At 62.2% G+C, this 21,350-nt stretch carries 22 protein-coding genes and 1 pseudogene; 10 read left to right on the top strand and 13 right to left on the bottom strand.

From position 1 onward, the window contains the following. From YH3_RS26110 to glp, 4 genes and pseudogenes are all read right to left on the bottom strand, one after another. Positions 1 to 1,054: DEAD/DEAH box helicase (locus tag YH3_RS26110; protein ID WP_064444374.1), on the bottom strand; the 1,054-nt coding region annotated here is incomplete at its 3' end. Positions 1,055 to 1,281: 227 nt separating this feature from the next. Continuing rightward, the gene (locus YH3_RS26115; RefSeq protein WP_003944730.1) at positions 1,282 to 1,695 is read right to left on the bottom strand and encodes a molybdenum cofactor biosynthesis protein MoaE; all 414 of its coding nucleotides are present in this window, start codon (positions 1,693 to 1,695) and stop codon (positions 1,282 to 1,284) included. After that, positions 1,688 to 2,674, bottom strand: coding sequence for a bifunctional molybdenum cofactor biosynthesis protein MoaC/MoaB (gene moaCB, locus YH3_RS26120; protein ID WP_054187785.1), 987 nt, complete (start codon positions 2,672 to 2,674; stop codon positions 1,688 to 1,690). The genes YH3_RS26115 and moaCB overlap by 8 nt, the downstream gene beginning before the upstream one ends. 27 nt (positions 2,675 to 2,701) lie before the next feature. Beyond that, a pseudogene (glp, locus tag YH3_RS26125) lies at positions 2,702 to 3,867 on the bottom strand (gephyrin-like molybdotransferase Glp). A gap of 111 nt (positions 3,868 to 3,978) precedes the next feature. Here glp and moaA point away from each other — a divergent pair. From moaA to YH3_RS26140, 3 genes are all read left to right on the top strand, one after another. After that, positions 3,979 to 5,037 (top strand): GTP 3',8-cyclase MoaA, encoded by a 1,059-nt coding sequence (gene moaA, locus YH3_RS26130; protein WP_007731315.1) that lies wholly within the window; start codon positions 3,979 to 3,981, stop codon positions 5,035 to 5,037. Then, the gene (locus tag YH3_RS26135; RefSeq protein WP_064444375.1) at positions 5,030 to 5,287 is read left to right on the top strand and encodes a MoaD/ThiS family protein; all 258 of its coding nucleotides are present in this window, start codon (positions 5,030 to 5,032) and stop codon (positions 5,285 to 5,287) included. The genes moaA and YH3_RS26135 overlap by 8 nt, the downstream gene beginning before the upstream one ends. A gap of 314 nt (positions 5,288 to 5,601) precedes the next feature. Beyond that, the gene (locus YH3_RS26140; RefSeq protein WP_003944763.1) at positions 5,602 to 6,357 is read left to right on the top strand and encodes a hypothetical protein; all 756 of its coding nucleotides are present in this window, start codon (positions 5,602 to 5,604) and stop codon (positions 6,355 to 6,357) included. Positions 6,358 to 6,382: 25 nt separating this feature from the next. Here the strand turns inward: YH3_RS26140 and nadE are convergent, their stop codons facing one another. Continuing rightward, entirely contained in the window at positions 6,383 to 7,207 is an 825-nt protein-coding gene (gene nadE / locus YH3_RS26145; protein WP_003944695.1) for an ammonia-dependent NAD(+) synthetase, read from the bottom strand. 68 nt (positions 7,208 to 7,275) lie between these two features. On the opposite strand from nadE, the gene YH3_RS26150 reads away from it, so the two are divergent. After that, on the top strand, positions 7,276 to 7,830 hold the full coding sequence (locus YH3_RS26150; protein WP_003944766.1) for a nucleosidase: 555 nt from the start codon (positions 7,276 to 7,278) through the stop codon (positions 7,828 to 7,830). 19 nt (positions 7,831 to 7,849) lie between these two features. Here the strand turns inward: YH3_RS26150 and YH3_RS26155 are convergent, their stop codons facing one another. Both YH3_RS26155 and YH3_RS26160 read right to left on the bottom strand, forming a co-directional pair. Continuing rightward, entirely contained in the window at positions 7,850 to 8,629 is a 780-nt protein-coding gene (locus tag YH3_RS26155; protein ID WP_064444376.1) for an META domain-containing protein, read from the bottom strand. Positions 8,630 to 8,664: 35 nt separating this feature from the next. Beyond that, entirely contained in the window at positions 8,665 to 9,264 is a 600-nt protein-coding gene (locus YH3_RS26160) for a TetR/AcrR family transcriptional regulator (RefSeq protein WP_003944690.1), read from the bottom strand. 106 nt (positions 9,265 to 9,370) lie between these two features. Here YH3_RS26160 and YH3_RS26165 point away from each other — a divergent pair, with 106 nt between their 5' ends. Then, positions 9,371 to 9,937 carry an NAD(P)H-dependent oxidoreductase gene (locus YH3_RS26165; RefSeq protein WP_030534957.1) on the top strand — a complete coding sequence of 189 codons (567 nt, stop codon included), beginning with the start codon at positions 9,371 to 9,373 and terminating at the stop codon, positions 9,935 to 9,937. Between the two features lie 55 nt (positions 9,938 to 9,992). Here the strand turns inward: YH3_RS26165 and YH3_RS26170 are convergent, their stop codons facing one another. Continuing rightward, positions 9,993 to 10,820, bottom strand: a complete 828-nt coding sequence (locus YH3_RS26170; protein ID WP_064444377.1) for a siderophore-interacting protein — start codon at positions 10,818 to 10,820, stop codon at positions 9,993 to 9,995. A 291-nt stretch (positions 10,821 to 11,111) separates the two neighbouring features. Here YH3_RS26170 and nrdH point away from each other — a divergent pair, with 291 nt between their 5' ends. The 3 genes from nrdH (at position 11,112) to nrdE (ending at position 14,045) form a co-directional block, all read left to right on the top strand. After that, the gene (gene nrdH, locus YH3_RS26175) at positions 11,112 to 11,342 is read left to right on the top strand and encodes a glutaredoxin-like protein NrdH (RefSeq protein ID WP_003944717.1); all 231 of its coding nucleotides are present in this window, start codon (positions 11,112 to 11,114) and stop codon (positions 11,340 to 11,342) included. Positions 11,343 to 11,424: 82 nt separating this feature from the next. Continuing rightward, a complete protein-coding gene (gene nrdI / locus YH3_RS35125; RefSeq protein ID WP_003944767.1) occupies positions 11,425 to 11,904 on the top strand; it encodes a class Ib ribonucleoside-diphosphate reductase assembly flavoprotein NrdI in 480 nt (159 codons plus the stop codon). Further along, a complete protein-coding gene (gene nrdE, locus YH3_RS26180) occupies positions 11,862 to 14,045 on the top strand; it encodes a class 1b ribonucleoside-diphosphate reductase subunit alpha (protein ID WP_064444378.1) in 2,184 nt (727 codons plus the stop codon). The genes nrdI and nrdE overlap by 43 nt, the downstream gene beginning before the upstream one ends. A gap of 61 nt (positions 14,046 to 14,106) precedes the next feature. On the opposite strand, the gene YH3_RS26185 is transcribed toward nrdE, so the two are convergent. Both YH3_RS26185 and YH3_RS26190 read right to left on the bottom strand, forming a co-directional pair. Further along, positions 14,107 to 14,319 (bottom strand): hypothetical protein, encoded by a 213-nt coding sequence (locus YH3_RS26185; protein WP_003944723.1) that lies wholly within the window; start codon positions 14,317 to 14,319, stop codon positions 14,107 to 14,109. Positions 14,320 to 14,331: 12 nt separating this feature from the next. Next, on the bottom strand, positions 14,332 to 15,249 hold the full coding sequence (locus YH3_RS26190; RefSeq protein WP_003944699.1) for an SPFH domain-containing protein: 918 nt from the start codon (positions 15,247 to 15,249) through the stop codon (positions 14,332 to 14,334). A 170-nt stretch (positions 15,250 to 15,419) separates the two neighbouring features. Between YH3_RS26190 and nrdF the strand changes: the two genes are divergently transcribed. Further along, positions 15,420 to 16,385: a class 1b ribonucleoside-diphosphate reductase subunit beta gene (nrdF, locus tag YH3_RS26195; protein ID WP_003944744.1), complete on the top strand. Its 966-nt coding sequence runs from the start codon at positions 15,420 to 15,422 to the stop codon at positions 16,383 to 16,385. Between the two features lie 73 nt (positions 16,386 to 16,458). Here nrdF and YH3_RS26200 read toward each other — a convergent pair whose 3' ends face one another. The 3 genes from YH3_RS26200 to YH3_RS26210 form a co-directional block, all read right to left on the bottom strand. Then, entirely contained in the window at positions 16,459 to 16,932 is a 474-nt protein-coding gene (locus YH3_RS26200) for an NUDIX domain-containing protein (protein ID WP_007736052.1), read from the bottom strand. Positions 16,933 to 16,997: 65 nt separating this feature from the next. Continuing rightward, entirely contained in the window at positions 16,998 to 18,092 is a 1,095-nt protein-coding gene (locus tag YH3_RS26205) for an iron-siderophore ABC transporter substrate-binding protein (RefSeq protein WP_030534955.1), read from the bottom strand. A gap of 49 nt (positions 18,093 to 18,141) precedes the next feature. Continuing rightward, positions 18,142 to 19,137 carry an ABC transporter substrate-binding protein gene (locus YH3_RS26210; protein WP_064444379.1) on the bottom strand — a complete coding sequence of 332 codons (996 nt, stop codon included), beginning with the start codon at positions 19,135 to 19,137 and terminating at the stop codon, positions 18,142 to 18,144. Between the two features lie 350 nt (positions 19,138 to 19,487). On the opposite strand from YH3_RS26210, the gene ctaD reads away from it, so the two are divergent. After that, positions 19,488 to 21,278: a cytochrome c oxidase subunit I gene (ctaD, locus tag YH3_RS26215; protein WP_020907234.1), complete on the top strand. Its 1,791-nt coding sequence runs from the start codon at positions 19,488 to 19,490 to the stop codon at positions 21,276 to 21,278. Positions 21,279 to 21,350: the final 72 nt, after the last annotated feature.

Raw genomic sequence — 21,350 nt, forward strand, 5'->3', positions numbered from 1 at the left:
CGCCGGCGCTGCCTGCGCGAGCGGTGCGACCACTGCGGTGCAGGTAAGCCTTGTGCTCGGCCGGCGGATCGACGTGGACGACCAACTCGACGTCGTCGACGTGGACGCCACGCGCTGCGACGTCGGTGGCGACGAGGACGCGCGCTTCACCGGCGGAGAATGCCGCCAGGTTACGGTCGCGAGCAGCCTGCGAGAGGTTGCCGTGAAGGTCAACGGACGGGATGCCCGACTCGGTGAGCTGGCGAGCCAACTTGCGAGCCTGGTGCTTGGTGCGCATGAACAGGATGCGACGACCGGTACCGGAAGCGAGCTTCTCGACCAGAGCCTTCTTGGCTTCGACGCCGTCGACGTCGAACACGTGGTGCGTCATTGCGGCGACGGGGGAGTTGGCCTCGTCGACCGAATGCATGACCTCGTTCTTGAGGAAACGCTTGACGAGCTTGTCGACGCCGTTGTCCAGCGTTGCCGAGAACAGTAGACGCTGCCCGTCCTGCGGGGTGGACGAGAGGATGCGGGTGACGACGGGCAGGAAGCCGAGGTCGGCCATGTGGTCGGCCTCGTCGAGCACGGTGATCTCGACGGCGTCGAGACTGACGAACTTCTGCTTCATGAGGTCTTCGAGGCGACCGGGGCAGGCGACGACGATGTCGACTCCGGCCTTGAGAGCCTGAACCTGGCGGTGCTGCGAGACACCACCGAAGATCGTGGTCACGCGCAAGTCGTATGCGGCGGCCAACGGTTCGAGGGTTGCGGTGATCTGGGTGGCGAGCTCACGCGTCGGTGCGAGCACCAGGCCGAGCGGTCGACCCGGACGACGCTTTCCTCCGGACAGTTCGCCGGCGAGGCGGGAGACCATGGGGATGGAGAACGCGAGGGTCTTGCCGCTTCCGGTCTTTCCGCGGCCCAGTACGTCGCGCCCCGAGAGAGTGTCGGGGAGGGTGTCGATCTGGATCGGGAACGGAGAAGTGATTCCGCCGTCTTCGAGAGCTTTCACCAGCGGTGCGCGCACACCGAGGGCTGCGAAGGTGGTAGCGGGCGTAGAGATGTCAGACAAGTGTGTTCAGAGCCTTTCGGGCACGTGTTCGTGCCCGGATGCCGACACGGAATTAACCGGTCGAACAATCAAGCACAGTGGTGGCGGCGCTGCCGGTCGGCAGGCTTCTTCGCCGTAAGAAGAGCGGGTGCATTGAGCACTCAGCAAGAAAATTTGCGTTCTACGACGCTGGATGCCCGATTTCAGGCACCTAGTGATCGCAACTCTACCTTCCCGGAGCGTTCGACCTACAACCCGACCCATTCGGAGACGCCGTTCGCGAAGTGTTGCCGCTTCCAGATCGGTACCTCGTGCTTGATGCGCTCCACCAGTTCGGCGCACGCGGCAAACGCCTCCGCTCGATGCGGCGCGGCGACGGCGGCGACCAGTGCGAGGTCGCCGATCTCGAGGTGACCGACGCGATGGATCGCGGCAACCGGCAGGCCGGTCGAGGCCGCAACCTCTTGGCAGCACGTCTCGAGGAAGCGTTCGGCATCCGGATGCGCTTGGTACTCCAACGCCGAAACCGCTTGACCTCCATCGTGATTGCGCACCGTTCCCGTGAACACCACAACAGCGCCGTTCTTCGGACCGGCAACGGCGGCGTCGACGGTGTCTGCGTGAATCGGTTGCTCGGAGATCCGAGCCAATAGCTCACTCATCGTGCGCTCCTCCGCCTGCGACCTGCGCGAGCAGGTGATCGATGATGGGTCCGAGGACGGCGAGACCGTCCTTCACTCCACCGGGAGAACCCGGAAGATTGACGATGACCGTCGTACCTGTGAGACCTGCCACACCACGGCTCAGCGACGCGTGCGGTGTCTTCTCGAGGCCCTTGGTCCGGATCGCTTCTGCGACGCCGGGCAACTCACGGGTCAAGACTGCCCGGGTAGCTTCCGGGGTGGCATCCGTGGGGGAAGCCCCGGTGCCGCCGGTACTGATGACGAGTGACGGGGAGCCCTCCTTGGCGTCAGCGATGCCCGCCGCGATGTCTGCGTCGGCGTACACAAGCGGTCCACGTACCTCGAAGTCCCGTTCACGTAGCCAGGTCGCGATCGTGGGTCCGGTGGTGTCGGGTCTGGTGCCGTTCGCACCGCCGGTGGAAGCCACGAGGACGGTCGCGGACCGTGCCGAGGTGAAGGTGTGCGCCGGAGCTGTCTGTGCGTTCTGAGTGTCGCGGGTCCAATGTCCGCGTTTACCACCGTCTTTGGTGAGCAGACGAACACCGTTCATGGTAGCTCCGGGGTCCACCGCTTTGACCATGTCGTGCAAGGTCAGGCCGGCTACCGCGACGGCGGTGAGTGCTTCCATCTCGACGCCGGTCTGTCCGCGAGTCTTCGCCGTCGCCTCGACGGTGATCGATGTTTCGGTGAACCCGAATTCCACCTTGACCGACGAGAGCGCGAGTTGATGACACAGCGGGATCAGTTCGGAGGTCTTCTTCGCACCGGCGATTCCGGCGATGCGCGCGGTGGTGAGGACATCAGCCTTGGGCATGCCGTCGGCGCGGACGAGGCGAACTACCTCGGCGGTCGTGACGAGTTCACCGGCAGCGACGGCGATACGCGTCGTCTCGGCCTTGGCGCTGACGTCGACCATGCGCGCTCGGCCCTCGCTGTCGACGTGTGTCAATTCGGTCATCAGTGTCCTTTGAACAGATCGAGTGAATCAGATCGAGGAAGTCGAGAGCGGGACGACGTCGACGAGATCGCCCGCGCCGAGCTCGGTCACGGCGGCGGGGATGTCGATCAGGACGTCGGGGCAACGAGTTCGATTCCGTCCGCAGTTCTGCGTGCCCGCAGGAACTGCCGCTTGCCGTCCACCGAACGCAGCGGTGCCGTCAACGGGAGTCGCTCGCGCGGGATCTCGGGCAGGCCCGCGGCCCGGCGCAGTTCGCCCCGTGCGAAGACCTCGAAGGAGACCATGGTGCTCACCGGGTTGCCCGGGAAGCTCAGTACCGGCACTTCGTTCACCACTGCAGTGCCTTGCGGACCGCCCGGCTGCATTGCGACGTGGCCGAAGTGTGCTCCCAGAGGCGTGAGAGTTTCCTTCACCACCTCGAAGTCGCCCATGGACACTCCGCCGGAGGTGAACACCAGATCAGCGACCGAGGTTGCGTACGAGAGCAATTCGCGGAACTCGGCGGGGTCGTCGCTGCTTCGGGCGACGGATACGACATCGGCGCCGTTGGCTTCGGCCAATGTTGCCAAAGCTGGACCGTTGGAATCGTAGATCTCACCGGGTTCGAGAGTTGTTCCGGCACTTTTCAGTTCGGCGCCCGTCGTAATTATCGCGACCCGTGGCTTCGTGTAGGTGTCGAGCGAGGCCAGGCCCACAGCACTCAGCGCGGCGATATGGCGAGGTTCCAAGTGCGTTCCGGCCGTGACCAGTAGCATTCCGGCGGTGATGTCGCTGCCACGTTCGCGTACGAATTCGCCTACCGACCTGCCCCGTTCGATCGTGACGACGTGCTCGGTGACACCCGTTGTGTCCTCGACCGGAACAACGGCGTCGGCACCCTCGGGGAGCGGAGCACCGGTCATGATGCGAAATGCCGATCCTGGAAGGTGTTTCGGTGGTTTTCCGCTTCCAGCGGCGATCACGCCTCGAACCGTCAGTGTGGTCGGAACCGAGGCCACAGAAGCAGCATCGACGGCATACCCGTCCATCTGCGAGTTGCGGAAGAGTGGCAGGTCTACCGGCGATGCGATATCCGAGCAAGTTATGCGCCCCAACGCTTCTGCCGTCGGAACTGCCGTCGGAGAGAGGGTGTGCAGGCCGGTGAGCAATCCGGAGATGTGCGACGCGTGTTCCTCGACCGAACGCGCGCTCATGACAGTAACCTCGACAACCTCGACATGTTTTGATCCTAGGCGGTGTGGTCCGTCCGACACACGGAGTACGGCTTTCGGTCATACTGGAGCAATACGGAAGTTGGTGAAGTGATGACAGTGGTCTCGATGGGAATTCCCACCGTGCGGTTCGACGCTGCCTCCCTCGCCGGTCGTCCCGAGACGGATCTCCTGGTCGACAGGTTCGGGCGTGTTGCCAGAGATCTGCGAGTCTCGATCACCGAGAAGTGTTCACTTCGTTGCACGTATTGCATGCCGGAGGAAGGTTTGCCGGCCATCGCTGCGGAAGATCTTCTGAGTGCCGACGAGATCATTCGAGTAGTCGGAATCGGCGTCGAACGAGTCGGTATTCGCGAGGTGAGATTCACCGGCGGCGAACCGCTGATGCGTAGTGACCTCGAAAAGATCATCGGGGGGTGCGCCGCGCGCGTGCCAGGAATTCCACTTTCCATGACTACCAACGCCGTTGGGCTCGAACATCGTGCGGCGAAGTTGGCTGCAGCTGGTTTGACTCGCATCAATGTTTCCCTGGATTCGGTTGATCGCGCCCATTTCGCTGAATTGACGCGTCGAGACAGGTTGCCGTCCGTTCTCGCGGGAATTCGAGCGGCAGCTGCGGCCGGGCTCGCGCCACTGAAGATCAATGCGGTGCTGATGCGTGAAACGCTCCACGGCGCGGCGGATCTTTTGCAGTGGTGCCTCGAAGCCGGCGTCGAATTGCGCTTTATCGAGCAAATGCCTCTGGACGCAGACCATGCATGGGCACGCGAGAACATGGTGACCGCGGCTGAATTGTTGTCCGTTTTGGGAAGCCGTTTCGAATTGGAAGCAATCGGCCGTGAAGATCCGTCGGCTCCTGCCGAAGAATGGCGTGTCGACGGGACCACGATGACGGTAGGGATCATCGCTTCCGTGACCCGCTCGTTCTGCAGTGAATGCGATCGGACGCGAATGACCGCAGAGGGAACAATTCGGTCATGTCTGTTCAGTGACCGTGAAGTTGATCTGCGTGCCGCGCTCAGGGCCGGAGCAAGTGACGACGAACTAGCGGATTTGTGGCGCGGTGCGATGTGGAACAAATGGGCAGGGCACGGCATCGACGCCGCGGACTTCGTTCCGCCCGAAAGAAGTATGGGAGCGATCGGTGGCTGATCCGCATTCGATCTCGGTTCGTTACTTTGCTGCTGCAGCGGATGTATCCGGTTGCCGTAGCGAGGTAGTCGCCATTTCGCCCGACAACACACTTGCCGAGTTGGTGGCGGTCTTGGTCGGACGATACGGATCGGAGATGGAGCGAGTGCTGTCGGTCTCGGCTTTCCTCGTCGGTGACGAGTTGACCCGCGACGTCTCTCGAGCCTCCGGTAGCGCTGTCGATATTCTTCCGCCTTTCGCTGGAGGCTAGTCCGAGAATTGCCGGCGTAGCTATTTGTGGGCTGCCGACGTATTGTCCTTTTTCGGTTTGCCGGTCCAAATATTTATATCTTGATCACTCCAGCTCAAGTGGCATCTATCTCCGTTTTCTCCATTGTTGGTCAATTGTCCAGCATTGGTCGTTTTGTTTAGTTTCTCCTACTTTTGGGGGAGCGAATGCACTTCGAATTGCCAAGGTGAATTGTCATCTGTTTGGATGACAAAAGAAATACCTTCGCTGTTGGTAATTGTCGACATGTGTTAATTTTGGCGCAATTCCACTCGGGATATGTGAAAGGTATTTCAATGTCGATTAATTCCACGCGCCGTGTCGGAGTCGTCGTAGCGCTCCTCGGAGCAGCTGCACTCACCGCTCCGGCAATTGCTACTGCGCTTCCGTCCACCGGTTCTCTCGGCTCTTCTGCGCCGGAAGCCTCGTGCTCGACCCTGTCCACCGAAGCGACGCCGAACGGGTGGGGCATCCCGTTCACCGACGAGAAGGATCAGACCGCGTCGTATTCGGCCGACAACGTTCTCGACAAGGACGGTTCACTGAAGCTGGCCGTCGACGGTACCGGCGATCGTTCGGTTTCCTACCATTCGGCCGGCGGTATCAAGTTGTCCGACGCAGTCGGCAAGGCGATCGGCTTTGCCGAGCGCGCCGCCACGCCGACTGCGGCGTTCCAGCTCCGCCTCACCGGAACGACCGGCGGAAAGTTCGAGAACGGATTCACCACCCTGGTGTGGGTCCCGGGACCCGACGCCACGCCGACGGCTGACGGCGGCGTTCACGCGGATCTCCAGAAGGGCGTGTGGTGGAGCACTCAGAACATCGACGGCGCCAAGGACCGCGTGTCAGTGCCTTTGGCTGACATCGTCGCCGCGAACCCGAACGCGGTAGTCGACCACTACGGCGTCAGTGTGGGCACCGGTTCCGCCGCCACGTCGACGCTGGTCGATGCAGTGCAGTTCAACGGATGCACCACCAACTTCGCGAAGAAGGATCCGGCTTCGGGAACGGGTTCGCTGGGCGACGTCTTCGGCAGCCTGTTCGGTAGCTAGTCGCTGGTAAGAGCTCTGGTAGGAGTTACTTCCACCAGTCATCGAGGGGTGTGACCGGCACCGTGCGCTTGTGACGAGTGTTGGTGAACATCTTCTCGAGCTTCTCGGCTACCTCGGAGGAAACGTCCTTTCCTTCGAGGTAGTCGTCTATCTGTGAGTACGTGACGCCGAGGGCAACTTCGTCGGGTAGCGCGGGTCGGTCGTCCTCCAGGTCGGCGGTCGGCACCTTGCGCCACGTGCTCTCGGGTGCGCCCAATTCCTGCAGCAATGCAGCGCCCTGGCGTTTGCTCAAGCCGGTGAGCGGCGTGATGTCGACACCGCCGTCACCGAATTTCGTGAAGAAGCCGGTAATCGCTTCTGCGGCGTGGTCGGTACCGATCACGAGATAGCCGAGCTGACCGGCAATCGCATACTGGATGACCATTCGTTCGCGCGCCTTGATGTTGCCGCGGACGAAGTCGCGTAGTTCGCCGTTCCCCAACGCCTCGGAGGCCTCACGGGCCGTCGCGTCGGCGCCAGGCTTGACGTTGACCGTGAGAGAGCGGTCCGGCTTGATGAAGCCGAGCGCGATCTGAGCGTCGGATTCGTCAGCCTGAGCGCCATAGGGGAGTCGAACGGCGACGAACTCGGCCTCGTGGCCTTCTTCACGAAGTTCCGTGACCGCGCGTTGGGCGAGGGCTCCGGCGAGCGTGCTGTCCTGACCGCCGCTGATTCCCAGAACGAACCCTTTGGCGGGGGTCGAGCGCACGTAGTCCTTCAGGAACTGGACTCGCGCGCGAACCTCCGCTGCGGCGTCGATTGTCGGCTTTGTGCCGAGTTCTTCGATGATGCTTTCACGCAGTGTGGCCATGAATGGACTCTAGCGATGTGAGCAGGCGCGTGCAGTGCCACCGTATCCGGGGCGGTACGGTCGCGCACATGAGTGCGAACAACGTTCTGGTGGTCAGTGCGACGAAGTCGGAAGCGGCATACGTGCCGCAAGGATACGAACTGCTGATCACGGGGATTGGAAAGGTCAGTGCTGCAACAGCAGTCGCCTCTGCTCTCGCGCGGTACGAGCGGGATGATCTGCCGCTGGTCGTCAACATCGGGACAGCCGGTGCGCTGCACGCGCACCACGGCGGCCTCTATGTTCCCGGCGTCGTCATCAATCACGACATCAGCAGCACCGCGATCCGAGCGCTGGGGCACGACGTCGCGGACCGTTTGGTGCTCGCCGGCGGTGACGACTCGGTGTTGGCGACCGGCGACGCATTCATCGCCGACGCTGCAACCCGGGACGCCCTTGCGCAGCGAGCCGATCTGGTCGACATGGAGGGATTTGCCATCGCATTCGCCGCGCAGGCAGCGGGTGCTACCTGCCGACTCGTCAAACACGTCAGCGATCACGCGGACGACTCGGCCTTGGACTGGCCCGCGATGATCGATGCCAGCGCCCGCGAGTTGGGGCGCTGGCTGCTCGACAACGTCTGATCGAGCCTGCAGCGTCTGGTCAAGCCTGCGCAGTCAGTATCAATCCGGTGTCGTCGGGCTTGCGCAGGGTCAGCGTGTCGGCGTCGACGGTGTAGCTCACTTCGCCGTCGAGCACCGCCAGTATCTGGCGCTCGATGTCCATGTTCTCCTCGGGGCAAGCCATACGCGTGGTTGCCATCGGCGTGAACGTGACTGTGGTGTCGGACGTCTGGGCGCTTCCGGTCATGCGATTGCATCCGGTGCTCCCGCTGACCGAACCGTCTGCGGCAATCGTCAGTTCGGGAGCTGACGTCTCCAGAGCCAGGCTCGTACTGATCGCATCGGGACTGATGAGGGACGTGACAGTCCACGTCGTGCCCTGCAGCGGTCGATCCGGCGTGACGATTTTCTTGTCCTGCAGGGTGACTGTGGCGTCCTTCGATGTCAGGACGAGGGTGTCGCCGTCGAGGCTCCACGCCGGCGCAGCGGTCAGCAATGTTGTTGTCCAGGAGTCGGACTCGGCGATGCCGGGAGGGCAGCCCATCATGGTCGACGCCATGGTGCCGGTGGTCAGCGTGCCGTCGGTGAACTCGACCGAACCGTTTGCCGTGTTGCATCCGGCGCTCGCGGACACTCGACCGGCCTGGCTGAAGTCGAGAGTCAGCGGGCCGCCGCCGGGAATTTGTGTTCCATCCACGGAGGTCGAGATGAACACACGACCGGAGGGATCCGTCTTGTCTTCAGGGGAGTCGGACGAAGCGGAGCAACCACTTACCGCGGCGATGGTCAGGAGGCCGATGACGGCTGCAGCGATGCGCATGGGCTCACATTAAGTGGTGGGACGGATCTGGGGAGTCAACATCGAGTAACGCGCCGGGCAAGGTCTTCCCAGCCGGCCGCCAGGCGCTCGGTGGTCATCCCGAGATCGCGCACCTGATGAAGGACGAGCGACGCTTCGAGCGGTGCCAACAGTGCTGAAGCGAGCAGATCGAGGTCGCCCTCGACGCCGGCTCCTCGAAGAAGCCCGATGACGTGAGCGATGCCGAGAGCCCGGGCCGGACCGCCAAAGCGGTATTCAGGAGCGTTTTCCGCCGCTCGGAGGACTTCGCCCTGTACTTCCACCATGGCAATCCGGGCTCGTCCGAACGCGATGAGGCGCTCGATCGGCGGCGCGCCCGGACCCAACGGTGGGGGGCCGAACATGAATGCCTGCTGCAGTTCTCGCTCGGTGTGATCGAGCAGTGCCTGCATCAGTCCCGATCGATTGCCGAAGCGCCGAAAAACTGTGCCCTTGCCCACACCGGCCCGGCACGCGACAGCGTCCATCGTCACCGCGTCGACACCTCGCTCGGCAACGAGGAGGGCTGCGGCGTCGAGCAGAAGTACGCGGTTACGTGCTGCGTCACCGCGCTCGACCGGCGCGGCGCCGATCTGGGGGAGGGGGATTGCGCTCACGGGATCAGGTTACAGGGCCGGGGAATGTAAGTGGACCGCGGTCCGTTTAGTTGATATAACTTTCAACCGGAGCCACCAACCGCACCACTCTCGAAGGAAACTCGCTATGTCACAGACCAATGTTCTCGTTCTCGTCGGCAGCCTGCGCGCCGGATCCGTCAACCGCCAGCTTGCCGAGACGGCTGTGTCCGCCGCACCCGAGGGTGCCACGCTGACGGTCTTCGAAGGCCTCGCCGACGTCCCCTTCTACAACGAAGACATCGACGTCGAGGGTGCTTCCATCCCCGCTGTCGACGCACTGCGCTCCGCTGCGAGCGATGCGGACGCGTTCCTGCTCGTCACCCCCGAGTACAACGGCACCATTCCCGCAGTTCTGAAGAACGCCATCGACTGGATCTCGCGTCCGTACGGTGTCGGTGCAGTCAAGGACAAGGCTGTCGCAGTCATCAGCGCTTCGCCCAGCGGCAACGGCGCCAAGTGGGCACACGAAGACACCACCAAGGCGGTCCGTATCGCCGGCGGCAAGGTCGTCGAGGACACTGCACTGAGCATCGGTGGAACCGGCGCACTGTTCGGTGAGCTGCACCCGCGTGAGAACGCAGAGGTGCTCGCTCAGGTCTCCAAGGTCGTCTCCGACCTCGTCGACGCCGGCAAGCAGCTCGTCAACGCGTAATTCGTTTCACGAATGAGGGCCATGCCGGAAGGTGTGGTCCTCACTCGTATGCGCGCTAGAGCCCTTCGCGTTCCATCGCGTCGTCGACCGCGTCGCGAACCGACTCGAAATCCTTGCCGGCCATCATCGCTTCGCCCATCGCAGCATCGATACGGTCGGCGACGGCGGCGTACCGACGCTCCCAGTTCTCCTTGTCCTCCCGCCAGTAACCCATCACGTGCATGCGGTTTGCCGGGATTTCCCATGTTCGACGCAGGTGAGTGCGGATGCGTCTGGCGGCCGCGGCCTCGACTGCACACCAGATGTAGCCCTCGCCGGGAGGCAGGGCAGCGCCGGCCAATTCGGCGAGCAGCGAGTCCGATTCCTCGATCCATCGGTAGTGAGCGTCGGCGCGCGTCGTGAACGTCTGCTGTTCGCTCGGCGCGGGTACCTGCGCGATGACGTGGATCGGTAGACCGTCGGGTGCTTCTTCGAGAATTCGCCCGATCGCGGGCAGAGCGGCGTGATCGGCGACCATCAGCAGCCAGTCGCAACCTGCCGGCGGCGTGAACCACCCGCTCGCCGTCGAGAGGTGAACGGTCTCGCCCGGTTGCGCAGTCGCGGCCCAGAGTGCCGCGCCGCCGTGGCCGTGGAGAACGAAGTCGATCTCCAGCTCGTTCTTCGACGGCTGCCAGCGCCGGACCGTGTAACTACGGGCGTGAGGGGGAATGAGAGGGAATCTGACGAGCACCCGTTCGTCCGGGCTACCACTCGTCTCGAAGTCGCTCAGGCCCTCCCCGCCGAAGGTGATTCGGCGCATCAACGGTGTCACCTGCTGTGTTCTCGTCACGGTTGCCTCGTGGCGTGGAGCCTCGTCCTTCGGGGGTGTTTCCACGACGCTCATGGTAGGTCCGTGGCGCGGCTCCCAGAGGCTGGCGAGCACAAAAAGAAACTGTGACGCGCGACACGCCGACGCGCCGGGAAATGAAGGCGCTGAACTGGGGCGACCTGGGAATTCCAACGATGTGACTCACAACATCTCGCGTTATGTGTTTCTGTCGGCCACTAGGTGTAGTGTCTTGAGCACTGAGAGACCACAACGCGGAACGCTTCGAGCGAGACTCCGGCAATCGGTCGTATCGGTGCTGAACATCACTACATCGGCCTTTGTTGGCTAAGCGAAAGAGGGACTCTCATGAGCATCACCGTCTACACCAAGCCCGCTTGCGTTCAGTGCAATGCCACCTACCGCGCCCTGGACAAGGCCGGTCTCGAATACAACGTCATCGACATCACCGAGGATGCCGAAGCCCGCGACTACGTCATGGCTCTCGGGTACCTCCAGGCACCCATCGTGGTTGCCGGTGAAGATCACTGGTCGGGCTTCCGTCCCGATCGCATCAAGACCCTGACCGTCGCTGCTTGAAGCGCCGCAGTGTCGGCGGTGGACACCTCCGCCGACACATCTGAGTAGTTCCGGGCACCGTACAAGAAAATGGTGACAACCGATGACTTCGCTGGTCTATTTTTCCAGCGTGTCGGAGAACACCCACCGATTCGTTCAACGTCTCGGCCTGCCTGCGACACGTATACCTATCCATGACCGTGACGGCTCATTTCGTGTAGACGAGCCCTATGTGCTGATTCTGCCCACCTATGGTGGCGGGGTCACCGTGACAGGGCGCGACACCAGTTATGTACCGAAGCCGGTCATTCGTTTTTTGAACAATCCACACAACAGGTCGTTGATCAGAGCAGTGATCGCGGCGGGAAACACCAATTTCGGTGAGTCCTTTTGCTATGCAGGAAACATCATTTCCCAGAAATGCCACGTTCCTTTTCTATACCGGTTCGAACTCATGGGCACTGCCGAGGACGTCGACCGGGTACGAGAAGGCTTGGGGGAGTTCTGGAATCATCTCGAAACAGAGAAGGAGCACGGGCAGTGGCGCCAACCATCACTGACACGATCGCGGCAGGAAGCGTAGAGCGTGATGCGCGCGGCGGCGATTCCACCAACGGTCTCGACTACCACGCACTCAACGCCATGCTCAACCTGTACGGCGCCAACGGTGAGATCCAGTTCGAGATGGATGTCGCTGCAGCCCGTCAGTACTTCTTGCAGCACGTCAACCAGAACACCGTGTTCTTCCACAACCTCGACGAGAAGCTGGACTACCTCGTCGAGGAAAACTATTACGAGCCCGAGGTTCTCGATCAGTACTCACGTACTTTCGTGAAGTTCCTGATCGATCACGCGTACGCCAAGAAGTTCCGCTTCCCGACGTTCCTGGGTGCATTCAAGTACTACACCTCCTACACGCTCAAGACCTTCGACGGTAAGCGCTACCTCGAGCGTTTCGAAGATCGTGTCTGCATGGTTGCGCTCACCCTGGCCGCAGGCAACGAAGACCTGGCCGTCGAACTCGTCGACGAGATCATCGCCGGACGCTTCCAGCCCGCCACCCCGACGTTCCTGAACTCGGGCAAGAAGCAGCGCGGTGAGCCCGTGTCCTGCTTCCTGCTTCGTATCGAAGACAACATGGAGTCCATCGGTCGCTCCATCAACTCGGCACTGCAGCTGTCCAAGCGCGGTGGCGGAGTTGCCTTGCTGCTCACCAACGTTCGTGAGCACGGCGCCCCGATCAAGAAGATCGAGAACCAGAGTTCGGGTGTCATCCCGATCATGAAGCTTCTCGAGGACTCGTTCTCCTACGCCAACCAGTTGGGTGCGCGTCAGGGTGCCGGTGCTGTGTACCTGCATGCGCACCACCCCGACATCTACCGGTTCCTCGACACCAAGCGTGAGAACGCCGACGAGAAAATCCGTATCAAGACGCTCTCACTCGGCGTCGTGATCCCGGACATCACGTTCGAGCTGGCGAAGAAGAACGAGGACATGTACCTGTTCTCGCCGTACGACGTCGAGCGCATCTACAGAGTTCCGTTCTCCGACATCAACGTCTCCGAGAAGTACTACGAGATGGTCGACGACAAGCGAATTCGCAAGTCCAAGATCAAAGCTCGCGAGTTCTTCCAGACCGTCGCCGAATTGCAGTTCGAATCGGGCTACCCCTACATCATGTTCGAGGACACGGTGAACCGGGCAAACCCGATCGAAGGCAAGATCACGCACTCGAACCTGTGCTCGGAGATCCTGCAGGTTTCGACGCCTTCACTGTTCAACGACGACCTGTCCTACTCGAAGGTCGGCAAGGACATCTCCTGCAACCTGGGTTCTCTGAACATCGCGAAGACCATGGACTCGCCCGACTTCGCCAAGACCATCGAAGTGTCGATCCGCGGATTGACGGCGGTGTCCGACCAGACGCACATCTACTCGGTGCCGTCGATCGAGCAGGGCAACAACGACTCTCACGCCATCGGCCTCGGTCAGATGAACCTGCACGGATACCTTGCTCGTGAGCGGATCTTCTACGGCAGCGAAGAAGGCATCGACTTCACGAACATCTACTTCTACACCGTGCTCTTCCACGCACTGCGTGCGTCGAACAAGATCGCCATCGAGCGCGGCTCGTACTTCAAGGGTTTCCCGGAGTCGAAGTACGCCTCGGGTGAATTCTTCGACAAGTACACCGATCAGGCTTGGGAGCCGGCAACCGACAAGGTTCGCGGACTCTTCGCCGATGCGAAGCTGCACATCCCCACCCAGGACGACTGGCGTGAGCTGAAGGCTTCGGTTCAGAAGCACGGTATCTACAACCAGAACCTTCAGGCCGTCCCGCCGACCGGCTCGATCTCGTACATCAACTACTCCACCAGCTCCATCCACCCGGTGGCGTCGAAGATCGAGATCCGCAAGGAAGGCAAGATCGGCCGCGTCTACTACCCGGCGCCCTACCTGACCAACGACAACCTGGAGTACTACCAGGATGCCTACGAAATCGGGTACGAGAAGATCGTCGACACCTATGCTGCCGCAACGCAACACGTCGACCAGGGCCTGTCGCTGACGCTGTTCTTCAAGGACACCGCAACCACTCGCGACATCAACAAGGCGCAGATCTACGCGTGGCGTAAGGGCATCAAGACGCTGTACTACATCCGTCTGCGTCAGATGGCACTCGAAGGCACCGAGGTAGAGGGCTGCGTTTCCTGCATGCTGTAAAGGGCTCCGCCCCCGTGCGCCTTTTCGGTAGTGGTTACTACCGAAAAGGCGCACAGGGGTATCAGGCCGGCGGACGGCCGGGACCGTGCATCTTGCCGGCATTCTTCGGCATACGACCGTGTTCGGTGAGTGCGCGCCGAAGGAGAAACTCGATCTGGGCGTTGGTACTTCGGAGATCGTCGGCCGCCCAGCGGGCAAGCGCGTCGTGCACCGCAGGATCCAACCGAAGCAGGATCTTCTTACGCTCCGATCTCGGAGCTGGATCCGTGGCCATGTGGCCTTTCCTTTACTGGTAGAGCGAACCGGTGTTCAGCACCGGTTGTGCGTCGCGGTCGCCGCACAGCACGACCAGAAGGTTACTGATCATCGTGGCCTTGCGTTCCTCGTCGAGTTCAACGACGTGCTTCTCCTCGAGCTGCTTGAGTGCCATGTCGACCATGGACACCGCGCCTTCGACGATTTGCTTGCGGGCGGCTATCACAGCACCCGCTTGCTGGCGCCGAAGCATCGCGCTGGCGATCTCCGGTGCATACGAGAGCCTGTTGATGCGTGTCTCGATAACTTCGACACCCGCCGCACGCACGCGGGCGTGAACCTCCTCCGACAAGGTGGTGGTGATGATATCGGCGTTCTCGCGCAACGAGACTCGGCCTTCGGCGTCGTACGGGTAGCTACCGGCGATATGGCGGACGGCCGCCTCGGTCTGTACGGAGACGAACTCCTCGTAATCGTCCACCTGGAACGAGGCGAGCGCTGTGTCGGCCACCTGCCAGACGACCACCGCCGAGATCTCGATGGGATTGCCGTCGGCGTCGTTCACTTTCGCCTGACCGGTCTCATGGTTTCGGATGCGCGTCGAGATCGATCGACGGACCGTCAGCGGGTTTGTCCATCGCAGTCCCGGCGTGCGCAAGGTGCCGCTGTACGAGCTTCCGAGAAGTTGCAGAACTCGGGCTTGATTAGGTTGCACCAAGGTCAGGCCCATCAGGAGGGGGAGTGACGCGATGAACAGCACCACTCCGACCGGAATCAGGGCGAAGAGTCCCAGAACTCCGCCAACGACGGACAGCGCGATTCCGGCCAGGAAGAGAAGGACGCCGCCGAGGAGCATCCAGCTGCCGGACAGGTCCCAGCCTGGGCGTTCGGCGATCGTTGTGGTGGCGACACCGGTCGGTTTCTCGGCCACGGTGGGTGTGCTGGTCATGCGAGACTCGCTTTCCATCGGTAAGTGATATTTAATTGATATCACATTTTTTGTACTCGTGGAGGGGTGCGTGCGACACATGTTGTTGTGTTGGCATCGCGAACCCGACACAACGGGTAGTGTTCAGGCAAGCCAACATTCGGCAGTATCTCTCTCGCTAGGTAGGAATTATGGTCAAGCTGGTCAGTCGCGTTTCCGCCATCAACTGGAATCGCGTCCAGGACGAGAAGGACGCCGAGGTATGGGATCGCCTCGTCAGCAACTTCTGGCTGCCCGAAAAGGTGCCGGTCTCCAACGACATCCCGTCCTGGGGAACGCTGACCGCGCAGGAGCAGCAGCTCACCATGCGCGTCTTCACGGGCCTGACGCTGCTCGACACCATCCAGGGAACGGTCGGCGCCGTCAGCCTCATCCCGGACGCGATCACTCCCCACGAAGAAGCGGTGTACACCAACATCGCCTTCATGGAATCGGTGCACGCGAAGAGTTACAGCTCGATCTTCTCGACGCTGTGCTCCACCCCCGACATCGACGACGCGTTCCGCTGGTCGGAGGAGAACCCCAACCTGCAGCGCAAGGCGCAGATCGTTCTCGACTACTACAACGGCGAGTCGCCGCTCAAGCGCAAGGTCGCATCGACGCTCCTCGAGAGCTTCCTCTTCTACTCCGGCTTCTACCTGCCGATGTACTGGTCCTCGCGAGCCAAGCTCACCAACACCGCAGACCTCATCCGCCTCATCATCCGCGACGAGGCTGTGCACGGGTACTACATCGGCTACAAGTACCAGAAGGGCCTCGAACAGCTCACCGAGGCCGAGCGTGAAGAGCTCAAGAACTACACGTTCGAGTTGCTCTTCGAGCTCTACGAGAACGAGGTCGACTACACCCAGGACCTCTACGACGGCGTCGGTCTGACCGAGGATGTCAAGAAGTTCCTGCGCTACAACGCCAACAAGGCGCTCAACAATCTCGGCTACGAAGGCCTCTTCCCGAAGGACGAGACGGACGTCAATCCGGCTATCCTGTCGGCACTTTCACCGAATGCGGACGAGAATCACGACTTCTTCTCCGGCTCGGGTAGCTCCTACGTCATCGGCAAGGCCGTCAACACCGAAGACGACGACTGGGATTTCTAGAGAGCGACCTACACGCCGAAGCCCGACTCCTGCACACGCGGGAATCGGGCTTCGGCCGTGTATTGAGAGCGGGCTAGCGCTGAAACCACGCTTCCGGCTTGTCCAGCAACGCTTTTGCGAGGCGCAGACGCGAGGTTTCCGTCATGTCCGAAGGCAGTGCGCTCGGCGCGAACCACGCGACCTCGAGGTTTTCGTCGTCCGCCACGTGTGCATCTCCGCCGGTCCACCTGGCCAGGAAACACACGTCGAGGTACTGAGTCACGTCGCCGTTGGGGTACGTAATGGGCTCTGTGACATCGACACTCGTGATCCGAACCAATTCGGCGTCGACGCCGGTTTCTTCCTTCGCCTCGCGCACCGCCGCCGCCGACGGTTCCTCCCCAGGCTCGAGAACGCCGGACACGACGGCCCACTGACCGTTGTCGGCGCGGCGGGTGAGCAGGACCCGACCGTCGTCGTCGCGGATCACGACGCTCACTCCGGACAGCCAGAGCGGCGCATGACCGACCTTCTCGCGCAGTGCAACAATGAATTCGGGGATCGGCATGTCAGAACCCGACCGTCACAGTTGTGGCGAGCCGCTTCGAATGTCGGAGTTGTGGTTCGTTCCGGTCAGCTCGCATATCCGTTCAAGGTTCCCTTCAAGTCCGCCAATACGGCACGGGCAGCAGTCATCCCGTTTCCGTTCCAGATGTCGTCTTCCGCTACGAACACACGTCGGTCTGTGGCAGCGGCGAGGTCCTGCCACTGGTCGCTCTTCATGATCTCGGTGCCGTAGGTACGGCCGTTCGGCCCGTCGAAGAGGACGTAGATCAAGTCCCCTTCGGCGGCGCTGAGATCGTCGGCCGGAATCGGTGCCGTGGTCGCATCGGTCAATCGCTGCGCCGGTGGGCGCCGGACGCCGACGTCGCTGAGGATCTGTCCGGCGAAGGATGCAGGGCCCTCGATCTGTAGGTCCTTCGAACCGAACCGAACCACTGATGCCTGCGTCTGCGATGCATTCAATGCGTCGCCGAGCTGCACGACGTCCTGCTGGTAGCGGTCGAGCTCCGTCGCAGCCGCGGACGAACGGCCCAGTGCCTGGCCGGCGAGGGCGAACTGCGCTTTCCAGTACACGGGATCCGAGCCCGCGAACACGGTGGGGGCGATGGCGTCGAGTTGCCCGTACAAGCCGTCGGACGCCGGACTGGACCCGAGGATCAAGTCCGGCGCGGCGGCCTTCACGGCGTTGACGTCAGGTGCGCTCACGGGGCCGACACTCGGAATCTCCGAGATGCCGAAACCCAGGTACGACGGTTGAGGTGAGTCGACGCCGGTCGCGGCGCCCACTACCCGCTCCCACAGGCCGAGGGCGCACACGGCGTCCATCGAGACGCTGTCGAGGACCACGATCCGTTGGGGATCGGAGAGAACCTCGGTTTCACCCGCAGTGTGTACGACTCGACGCTTCACCTCGGGGCCCGCTCCCGGGTCGGCTTGCGTCGGCGTCGGGCACGCGGTGGCGGTGTCGCGTTCGATGCCCATCACGCCGGCACCGGCGATCGACGTAGTGGTCCGGACGATGGTGCTCGCGGGATCGTCCGACGAGTCGGACGAGCAACCACCGAGGACGAGCATCGTGGCGGCGATCCCCAGGATCGAGACACGACGAACGGACGTGCGGGCGGTCGTGCGTGAGAGAACAGACGTGCGTGAGAGAACAGACAAGTCGACGGCTTCCTGTGTGAGCGGGCGCCGTTCAGGTTAGCTGTTCGACTCAGCTGTTCTGCTTGTCCACCTCGAACGTGTCCGAGAGGTCGTCGAGGATCATGTGCGCGCCCTGGATGCTGACCGGCGACATCCACCGTGAATCGTCCACGTCCACCTTGCGCCCCCTAAGGGTCTGCCACAGCGGGCTCTCGAGGAATGGCTTCGCAGCTTCGGCGCTCTTGCCCTCGGCGTCCTGCCAGGTGCTGATGAAGATGACGTCCGCGTCAGCTTCGTTGATCAGCTCGGGGCTGATCTTCATCATGATGTTGCCGGCATCGGCGGGGTCGGGTCCCTGGTTGTCCGGGCGCTTCAGCCCGGCATCCTGAAGAACGATGCCGCTGAACGAGGTAGTGCGGTAGAGACGTGCGGTCGGTTCACCGGCGAACCGGACTACCGAGATGACCGGGTTGTTCGCCTTCTCGTTGATTTCCTTGCCGACGGCAGCCGCGCGAGTTTCGTATTCGGTGATCTTCGCCTCGGCCAGCGATTCCTTGCCCAGCGCTTGACCGACTACGCGGATGTTGTCCTTCCACGTCGGACCGGTCGTCTGGGTGAAGACGGTGGGCGCGATTGCGGAGAGCTGCTCGTAGTTCTTCCCGTCGCGGACCTCGGCGGAGATGATGAGGTCCGGCTGCAGTGCGGCGATCTTCTCGAGGCTTGCACTGCTGACCGTGCCGACCGAGACTGCGTCCGGGGCGAATTCCTCTCGGGAGGATCCGAGGTAGTCGGGCAGACCGGGCTCGCGGTAGTCGACGTAGCCGACGAGCGGGGATTCGAGGAGAAGGACGGCGTCGGTGAAGCTGTTGTCGAGCGCGACGATCCGCTGGGGTGCGGCCGGGATTTCGGTGCTTCCGCGGAAGTGCTCGACGGTACGGGGAAATGCGCCCGACTCGGTCGAGTTGGTGTTTGCAGCGGGCTCGTCGTTACTCGAGCACGCTGGAACGACCAAGGCGATCGAAGCTGCGACCGCTACCAGCGCGGCCGGGCGGGGAAAGAATTTCACTGATTGGCTCCTGAGATGAGTTAGGCGAGGGTGACCTTATCAGTGGAGGGGTTGGCCGAAAACGGACACCGACCGAATTCTTCGACGCGCACGACACGCCGATTCGGAAGTGGGTTCGGACTCCCGGGGGAACATAAACCGCAGGTCGTTCGTTCGGTGCCGTGAAAAACGGATGCTCGAGTACGACGCAGAGTAGGACCGGGTCGCGGTGCCTCGGAGTCACGGTCTACGATTCGATGAGCGCAAGCCAGAAGCCGTTGTCCGCAGCCCGGGCGACGGACCCTGCGGGCGCAACCAAGGGCTCTTTGACGGAGTCTGCGGAGCGACCAAAGGCACATTCAGGAGGATCAGTGACTGCCGTAGCGCCCCAGCCAGTCCCCACGATAGCGCCGGCCAGGCCTTACCCGCCGCGGCAGGGACCCAAGGGCTCATTCATTTTCAAGATGATCACGACCACCGATCCCAAGGTGCTCGGAATCATGTACTTGGCGACTTCCATCGCCTTCTTCCTCATCGGTGGCCTCATGGCACTGATGATGCGTGCCGAACTTGCTGTACCCGGCATGCAGTTCCTTTCCAACGAACAGTTCAACCAGCTGTTCACCATGCACGGCACGATCATGCTGCTGCTGTACGCGACCCCGATCGTCTTCGGCTTCGCGAACTACATTCTTCCGCTCCAGATCGGTGCACCTGACGTCGCGTTCCCGCGTCTGAACGCGTTCAGCTACTGGCTGTACCTGTTCGGCGCGATCATCACGACGGCCGGATTCGTCACGCCCGGTGGCGCAGCAGACTTCGGTTGGACGGCATACACGCCGCTGACCAGCGCGCTGCACAGCCCCGGCGTCGGCGCCGACCTGTGGGTCTTGGGTCTGGCTGTCGCCGGCCTCGGCACCATCCTCGGTGGCGTCAACATGGTCACCACCGTGATTTGCCTGCGCGCACCCGGTATGACCATGTTCCGCATGCCGATCTTCACCTGGAACATCTTCATCACCAGCATCCTGATCCTGCTGGCGTTCCCGCTGCTGACCGCTGCATTCATGGGCCTGTTCGTCGACCGCCATCTCGGTGGGCACATCTTCGACCCGGCAACGGGCGGTGTGCTCCTGTGGCAGCACCTGTTCTGGTTCTTCGGTCACCCCGAGGTGTACATCATCGCGCTGCCGTTCTTCGGCATCGTCTCGGAGATCTTCCCGGTCTTCAGCCGTAAGCCGATCTTCGGCTACAGCGGCCTGGTGTACGCAACATTGGCCATCGCCGCTCTGTCGATCGCAGTGTGGGCCCACCACATGTACGCAACCGGCGCTGTTCTCCTGCCGTACTTCTCGTTCATGACGTTCCTGATCGCCGTGCCGACAGGTGTGAAGATCTTCAACTGGATCGGCACGATGTGGAAGGGGCAGTTGACCTTCGAATCGCCGATGCTGTTCTCGATCGGCTTCCTGATCACCTTCCTCTTCGGTGGTCTGTCGGGTGTCATCCTCGCGAGCCCGCCGCTCGACTTCCACGTCACGGACAGCTACTTCGTCGTCGCCCACTTCCACTACGTGGTCTTCGGTACGGTCGTGTTCGCCACGTACGCCGGTATCTACTTCTGGTTCCCGAAGATGACCGGTCGCATGATGGACGAGCGCCTCGGCAAGTGGCACTTCTGGACCACGTTCGTCGGTTTCCACGGCACGTTCCTCGTTCAGCACTGGCTCGGTGCCGAAGGTATGCCGCGTCGTTACGCCGACTACCTGCCCTCGGACGGGTTCACGGTTCTGAACTCGGTGTCCACGATCTTTGCCTTCGTACTCGGTGCCTCGACGCTTCCGTTCATCTGGAACGTCTTCAAGAGCTACCGCTACGGCGAGGTTGTCACCGTCGACGATCCGTGGGGTTACGGAAACTCGCTGGAGTGGGCAACCACCTGCCCGCCGCCGCGTCACAACTTCACCGAGTTGCCGCGCATCCGTAGCGAGCGTCCGGCGTTCGAGCTGCACTACCCGCACATGGTGGAGCGGATGCGCGCGGAAGCGCACGTCGGCCCCGGCCACGGCGGGAAGAACGCCAGCACCGTGCTCGAAGATGCTCGTCACGAGCCGCTCACGGTCGGGGACGAAGGCGACCCCGGAACCGACAGCCGCTCCTGAGCGAAGTAACACACTGAAGTAATCAGCGAAGGCCCCGCCCGAGTAACGGGTGGGGCCTTTCGCTTGGCACAA

It is taken from the genome of Rhodococcus sp. YH3-3, from assembly GCF_001653035.1.
GTDB classification, from domain to species: domain Bacteria; phylum Actinomycetota; class Actinomycetes; order Mycobacteriales; family Mycobacteriaceae; genus Rhodococcus_F; species Rhodococcus_F qingshengii.